This is a genomic window from Xanthomonas bromi (assembly GCF_900092025.1).
Taxonomy (GTDB): domain Bacteria; phylum Pseudomonadota; class Gammaproteobacteria; order Xanthomonadales; family Xanthomonadaceae; genus Xanthomonas; species Xanthomonas bromi.
Genome location: NZ_FLTX01000111.1, coordinates 1 through 4878 on the forward strand (window position 1 = coordinate 1; position 4878 = coordinate 4878).

Annotated in this window: 2 protein-coding genes and 1 pseudogene; 1 reads left to right on the forward strand and 2 read right to left on the reverse strand. The window is 64.2% G+C overall.

Going from position 1 to position 4878, the window contains the following annotated elements; translation table 11 throughout:
• Positions 1–56: 56 nt before the first annotated feature.
• A complete protein-coding gene (gene dcd, locus XBLMG947_RS20655; RefSeq protein ID WP_010366727.1) occupies positions 57–626 on the reverse strand; it encodes a dCTP deaminase in 570 nt (189 codons plus the stop codon).
• A 96-nt stretch (positions 627–722) separates the two neighbouring features.
• A complete protein-coding gene (gene apbC / locus XBLMG947_RS20660) occupies positions 723–1574 on the reverse strand; it encodes an iron-sulfur cluster carrier protein ApbC (protein WP_065470388.1) in 852 nt (283 codons plus the stop codon).
• Positions 1575–1901: 327 nt separating this feature from the next.
• Between apbC and XBLMG947_RS20665 the strand changes: the two are divergent.
• A pseudogene (locus XBLMG947_RS20665) lies at positions 1902–4842 on the forward strand (TonB-dependent receptor domain-containing protein).
• Positions 4843–4878: the final 36 nt, after the last annotated feature.

Here is a 4878-nt window from a genome sequence, read left to right on the forward strand (position 1 = left end):
GGCGCTACCGCGAGAAGGCGGCCGCGACCTGCTGAAGGCCACGCCGCGCCAACGCATCAGGTCCGCGGCAAGGTCACGCCGGTCTGGCCCTGGTACTTGCCGCCACGGTCCTTGTACGAGGTCTCGCAGACTTCGTCGGACTGGAAAAACAACATCTGCGCCACGCCCTCGTTGGCGTAGATGCGTGCCGGCAGCGGCGTGGTGTTGCTGAATTCCAGTGTCACGTGCCCTTCCCACTCCGGCTCCAGCGGGGTCACGTTGACGATGATGCCGCAGCGCGCGTAGGTGCTCTTGCCCAGGCACACCACCAGGGTGTCGCGCGGAATGCGGAAGTATTCCACCGTGCGCGCCAGTGCGAAGCTGTTGGGCGGGATGATGCACACATCCGATTCGATATCGACGAAGCTGCCCGGGTCGAAGTGCTTGGGGTCGACGATCGTCGAGTTGATGTTGGTGAAGATCTTGAACTCGCGCGAGCAGCGCACGTCGTACCCGTAGCTGGAGGTGCCGAAGCTGACGATGCGCTGGCCGGCGGCGTCGTGCTTGATCTGGCCGGGCTCGAACGGCTCGATCATCGCGTGCTGCTCGGCCATGCGCTTGATCCAGCGGTCGCTCTTGATGCTCATGCGGTGTTCCTTGAAGACGAAAGGCGGCAGGCCGGGCGGCCCGCGCGAAAGACGGCAAAGTCTAGCAGCGGCCAGCACCGGAGGCAGGCCGACGCGTTACAGCAGCGCGGCGGAAATCGGGATGCTGGCGCGCGGGCGCTTGCCCAGTTCTTCCGACAAGCGCCTGGCGGCCGCCAGATAGGCCTGGGCGGCCGCAGAATCCGGCGCGGAGATCACGATCGGCTGACCGGCATCGCCCTGCTCGCGGATCGCAATCGCCAGCGGCAGCGATCCCAGCAACGGCACGCCGTATTGCGCCGCCATGCGCTCGCCGCCGCCTTCGCCGAACAGATGCTCGCGATGGCCGCAGTTGCTGCAGGTGTGCACCGCCATGTTTTCGACGATGCCCAGCACCGGCACTTCGACCTTTTCGAACATCTTCAAGGCCTTGCGCGCGTCCAGCGTGGCAATGTCCTGCGGCGTGGTGACGATCACTGCACCGGCGACTGGGATCTTCTGCGAGAGGGTCAGCTGGATGTCGCCAGTGCCGGGCGGCAGATCGATCAGTAAATAATCAAGGTCGTCCCACAGCGTGTCGTTGAACAGCTGGGTCAATGCCGAGGTGGCCATCGGCCCGCGCCAGATCATCGGGGTGTCCTGATCCACCAGCAGGCCGATCGACATCGCCTCGATTCCAAAGGCGCGCAGCGGTTCGATCGACTTGTTATCCGGGCTGTCGGGCTTACCGCTCAAACCCAGCATCGCCGGCACGCTGGGGCCGTAGATATCGGCGTCCAGCACGCCCACCCGTGCGCCCAAGTGGCGCAATGCCAACGCCAGATTCACTGCGGTGGTGGACTTGCCGACCCCGCCCTTGCCCGACCCAACCGCAATCACATTGCGGATGCGCGGGTGCGGTGCCAGTGCGCCCTGCACCGCGTGCGCGGCGATCCTGCGTTCGCCGCTCATGCCTGAGCGCCTGCTGCGGCGCCGGTCACTGCACGCGGCGTGTTGTCCCACATCGTTGCCATTACCTGTCCCGTTTCGTCGTGTGCGGCTGCGTGGACCACGTCCATCGCTGCGCGAAAGGCGTGCAGTTTACCGGCTCGTGTCGGCTAGCTCCGCTATTGCCGTCGCCGGGAAACACGCAGCCGCGCCAGGCGGGTTCATGTCATTTGTTGAAAAATTTCACAAATGTTTAAAAAAAGTAAAGCGCTTGTTAGTTCTTGATTCAATTCAGCCTGTGCTCATCGAACGTAGTATCTGGACTCATCCCAGCAAGGAATCTGCACGTTCATGTCGAGTCGTCTCCCGCACCCTACCCGTCGTCATCGTTTGAGCGCCGCCCTGTTGGTCGCGCTGGTCGCCCCCGCCGGCCACGTTGCCGCGCAATCCGAAAATGGCGTGGCTCCCGGCACCACCGATCTGGACAAGATCACCGTCACCGGCTCGCGCATTGCGCGCACCGGCTTTGTGACGCCCTCACCGGTCACCGCGATCACCGCCGAAGAAATCCGTGCCACCGGCGCGACCACCATCAGCGACCTGATGGCACGCATGCCGGCCCTGGCGCCGAGCTATACGCTGGGCAACTCCACCCGCTTCATCGGCACTGCTGGACTGGGCCTGCTCGACCTGCGCGGGATGTGCACCGACCGCACGCTGGTACTGGTCAACGGGCGTCGCCATGTGGGCTCCAGCCCCGGCTCGACGGCGGTAGACGTCAACACGATTCCGGTGGAATGGGTCGAACGCGTGGAGGTCATCACCGGCGGCGCCTCGGCGGTGTACGGCGCCGTCGCCGTCGCCGACGTGGTGAACTTCATCCTCAAGAAGTCCTTCACCGGCTTCGAAACGCGTGCGCAGACGGGCCTGGCCGACGAGGGCAACTACAACCGCTCGTTCGCCAGCTTTCCCGCCGGCACCGACTTCGCCGAAGGCCGCGGCAATCGCGCCATCGGCCGCGAGTATCTGGTGAGCGTGCAGAACCCCAGCTTCGACCCCAGTCGCCCGCCGAGCGAAAGCAACCCGCAAACCGTACTCAGCGGCCCGGGCGGCAACCATTCGACGTCCTACGGCGGCACCTTCAACCTGGGCACCTTCGATTTTCGCAATCCGGCCAGCTACGGCAACCGCTATCTGTTCAATGAAGATGGCACGTTCCGCCGCAACCGCTACAACGGCACGGTGGTCAGCAACACCTCGTGCGTGGATTGCGACTTCGCCGATCTCAACGCCGTGGCCGATCTGCAGCCCGGCTTCGATCGCAAGAGCGTCACCACGGTGGTGAACTTCGAACTCAGCGAACACCATCGCCTGTTCTTCGAAGGCAAGTACAGCGAGACCGACTCGGAATTCTTCGGCCAGCCCGCCTTCGACAGCTCGCTGCGCGTGCGCCGGCAGAATCCGCATGTCGGCCCGCAGCTCGGCGCCCTGATGGATTCTCGCGGTGCCACCCAGATCCTGATGAACCGCTTCGACGTCGATGCCGGCCGCCGTGGCGAGAACATCGAGCGCAAGACCTATCGCGCCGTGCTCGGCGCCCAAGGCAACTTCACCGACAACTGGACCTACGAGGTGTCGGCCAACTACGGCAAGACCAGCGTGGACCGGCTCAACCTCGACAACCGCATCAACGAGCGTTGGCAGGCCGGTATCGATGCTGCGCGCGATGCCAGCGGCAACATCGTCTGCCGCACCACGCTGGACCGGACCGCGATCAACCCCAACACCAACCGCGTGTATTCGGCACTGGCGCGCGAAGGCTGCGTGCCTTTCAGCGGCTTCGGCAATGGCGCGGTCACGCCGGAAGCAGTCGCCTGGTTCAACACCACCGCGCGCTCCAAAGCCAAGATCCAGCAGACCGTGTTCAGCGCATCGGTCGCCAACAGCAGCCTGTTCTCGCTGCCAGCCGGCGATATCGGCGTTGCCGGTGGCGTGGAATACCGCAAGGAACAGAGCGAGGAGATTACCGATCCGTTGGCTGCCTCCGGCGTGACCTTCCTCAATGCCATTCCCAATAGCGGCGGCGAGTACACCGTCAAGGAAGTCTTTGTCGAAAGCACGATTCCGCTGCTGGCGGGGCTGCAGGGCGTGGACCGGCTGGCGCTGGATGTGGCCGGGCGCTATTCGGACTACAGCAGCATCGGCTCGACCAAGACCTGGAACATCGGTCTGGACTGGACCATCCTCCCATCGCTGCGGTTGCGCGGCACGCTGGCGCAGGCGGTGCGTGCGCCCAGCATCGGCGAGCTGTACGACTCGCAGAGCGAAAACTTCGCCACCATCAACGATCCCTGCAACTACCTGCCTACCAACACCAACCGCCCCGGTACCGCTGGCGATGTGGCATTGCGCCAGGCCAATTGCAGCGCGCTGGGCGTGCCGGTCGGCTGGATCGACACCTTTACCGCGACCCGTCCGAGCGTGAGCGGCGGCAACCCGGAGTTGAAGCCGGAACGCGCGCGCAGCCTGTCCTACGGGCTGGTGTGGCAGCCGGAGTTCTTCGAAGGCTTCGGCATGTCGATCGACTACTGGCGCATCGATCTGCAGGACGCGATCGGCACGGTGACCGCCGAAACCAATGCCACGCGCTGCGTGGACAACCCCGGCGGCATCAACAACAGCTTGTGCGGCTTCGTGCAGCGCGCCCCGCTCGGCGGCTTCACCGACCCGCAGGGCCGCATCTATCCCGAGTACAGCATCATCGGCTGGCAGGCGCTCAACGAAAATCTGTCCCGCTCGCGGCGTGTAGGCGTGGATCTGGAAATGGACTACCGCGTCCAGCTCGGCGAAGGCAACACCGTGCTGCGCCTGGTGGGCACGCGGTTGATCCAGTCGCGCGAATGGGTATTCCAGGACTCCCGGCCGAGTACGACGAGTACGTTACCTACGTGACCAACCCGCGCTGGCGTGCGCAGTTCCAGACCAAGTACAACTGGAACGAATGGCGCGCCTCGTGGGACATGTGAACTACGTGGACGGCAACCTGCGCGTGACCCCGGAGAGCTACAACAGCAACCCGGGCTCGGCCAGCCCGATCAAGAACGGCTCGTATACCTACCACAACTTCCAGTTCGGCTATCAGTTCCCCGGCTCGAAGATCGATGTGTACCTGGGCATCGACAATGCCTTCGACAAGGATCCGCCGCGCAATTACTTCGGCTCGGACGTCAACTCGGCGCTGTACGACAACGTCGGTCGCTTCTTCTACCTGGGGACGACGGTGCGGTTTTGACCGGGCGTGATGCTTGAGAAAAAGCCCTGCTTGTCG